At 62.1% G+C, this 2,077-nt stretch carries 3 protein-coding genes; 2 read left to right on the top strand and 1 reads right to left on the bottom strand.

The window, feature by feature from the left end; all coding sequences use genetic code 11:
• A partial coding sequence (locus tag B7Y43_RS19920; protein WP_374133399.1) for a VCBS repeat-containing protein occupies window positions 1-409 on the top strand: 409 nt, incomplete at its 5' end.
• Between the two features lie 61 nt (window positions 410-470).
• On the opposite strand, the gene B7Y43_RS19915 is transcribed toward B7Y43_RS19920, so the two are convergent.
• On the bottom strand, window positions 471-1,604 hold the full coding sequence (locus tag B7Y43_RS19915; protein ID WP_374133398.1) for a tyrosine-type recombinase/integrase: 1,134 nt from the start codon (window positions 1,602-1,604) through the stop codon (window positions 471-473).
• Window positions 1,605-1,682: 78 nt separating this feature from the next.
• On the opposite strand from B7Y43_RS19915, the gene B7Y43_RS19910 reads away from it, so the two are divergent.
• Window positions 1,683-2,012 carry a hypothetical protein gene (locus B7Y43_RS19910; RefSeq protein WP_374133397.1) on the top strand — a complete coding sequence of 110 codons (330 nt, stop codon included), beginning with the start codon at window positions 1,683-1,685 and terminating at the stop codon, window positions 2,010-2,012.
• Window positions 2,013-2,077: the final 65 nt, after the last annotated feature.

The following is a 2,077-nucleotide window of genomic DNA, read 5'->3' as shown; positions in this document are numbered from 1 at the left end:
CGGGGATGGGCGCGCCGACGTCATCGGGTTCGGTGTTGCGGGCACGTTTGTGGGGCTGGGCCAGGCCAACGGCACCTTCGCCGCCCCCACGCTGGCGCAAGCGACCTTCGGCACCAACCAGGGCTGGTCGAGCCAGGACGCGTTCGCGCGCCTTGCGGGCGACGTTAATGGCGATGGCCGCGCCGACGTGGTTGGCTTTGGCGTCGCGGGGACGTTTGTGTCCTACGGCCAGAGCGACGGCACATTCAGCGCCGCCGCCTTCGACGTCGCCAACTTCGGCGCCAACCAGGGCTGGACATCCAACAACCTCCTCCCCCGCGACCTCGCCGATCTCAACAATGACGGCAGGGCCGACATCGTCGGGTTCGGGTTCAACGGCGTGTTCGCAAGCACTGCATTCGCAGGGTGATGATAAATTCCACCGACCGTCACCCGTGTGCTCATTGGCGCAGCCAGATCGAGATGATGCGTCAAGGCTGCGCGAACGTCGAGAGATGGTCGCGCAGCTCCGCCTCGCTCAGGCGCATCGCGGCTATAACCTGCGCCATGATGGCGGGATCGATCACGGAGACCGATTTGCGCGCCCCCATACCTTTAATCAATTCCGCCTGGCGGTGAGGCGAAACGGTGCCGTAACTGGTTAGCGTTGTCATGACGCGATCGTGCCCCAGATTTTGCGACCAAGCTTTGAATTGCTCCGGCGTGGTGCAAACCTGTTCGCCCAATTGCACCAGCGTATCGCGGAAAGAATGCGGGTTGAAATAGGGCAGGTCAGCCGCCGTGAATGCCTTGCGGAATATGTCGCGAATCGGCCCGGCTCCCCGCCAGCATTCGTCGCGGCGCAGACCGGTGGGCACAAAGCCGCCATTTACGCCAAGGCCGATTTTTGTCGGTGGAAACAGCGGGTCGTCATCGCCCCAAAGCAACGTAGTGCGCAGGTAGTGGCACCAGTCCTTCACGATCGGGAGCGCTTCGCCGCCCACCGGGAAAAACCACGTGTCAAAGGTCTTGCGGGCCTTGGTTCTAACGTCGCGCGCATCCTGATCGACGCGGTCCTGCACCAGATCGACGTGCTTCAACCGGAACGATGCCAGCGCCCCGTCACGCGCCCCGGTCAGCAGGGCAAAGGCCACCAGCGCCCGGTTGCGCAATTCGATTGCGTTGCCGGTGGGCATGGTGTCGATTACGCGATGGACTTGCTCCAGCGTCGGGAAGGGTTTGTGCCGTGCAGCCTTTGCAATCCGCACGTCCTTTTCGCCCAGGTTGAAATAGTCGGCATCGGCATAGGAAAGGCGCGATTTGTAACCGGGCTGCCTGGCCAGCCACACAAAGAATGCGCGCAGGGCCGACAGGGTGGAATTGACAGTCGCCCGGCTCAGCGGCTTGCCAGTGCGAACCGCCAGTTGCTTGTCCAGCTTATGCTTGAAGGCCACCGCCTGCGCCCGGTGAAAGGTCTTGAAATCCTTGCGCCCGTTCGCCTCTTCGAAGCGCGCCAGGGCCTTGGCAACGGCATCGATTGATCCTCCATCCCTGCGCTGCGCTTCCTTCAGATAGGTGAAGTATTCGCGCTTGATCCGGGCGTTTGCGGCATTGTGTTTTGCCATGGTCTGTCAGTCCTTTCGATTGCCACAGTTTACGGAAGGGGCGGTGCGCTCACATAGGCGCGGGCCTGCTTCCCTGATTTGGACGTCCAGATTGGGCATAATTGCAGGGATTGCGGCCAAGCGGGTGCGCCGGTTCATGATGTTACCGCAGACTTCGCAAAGGGCGCGCAGGTTGCCCGTGGTGGCATTCTGGCGCGTGGCTTCGATCATCCCCATGGCTGGCGCGCGGTGATCGCGACACTTGACGCAAAAAATCATGCCGGGCTGGCTAGGCCGCTTGCGGCTGGCATTACGCTTGGTCAGGAAGGCGCGAACCATGCCGCCCGCAAACAGGGTAGGGCGACCAGTGCTGACAGGCTCCAGCCCGTTCGCCTGCTGACCTGCTCCCCTGAAGAGTCCTCGGATTGAGGTTATCCTGTTCCTCAAGAGGGAGACAGGCAGTGAAGCGATCGAGGTTCAGCGATGAGCAGATC

This window comes from Sphingomonas sp. 28-62-20 (genome assembly GCF_002281505.1).
This window is presented reverse-complemented; position numbering and strand designations above follow the sequence as displayed.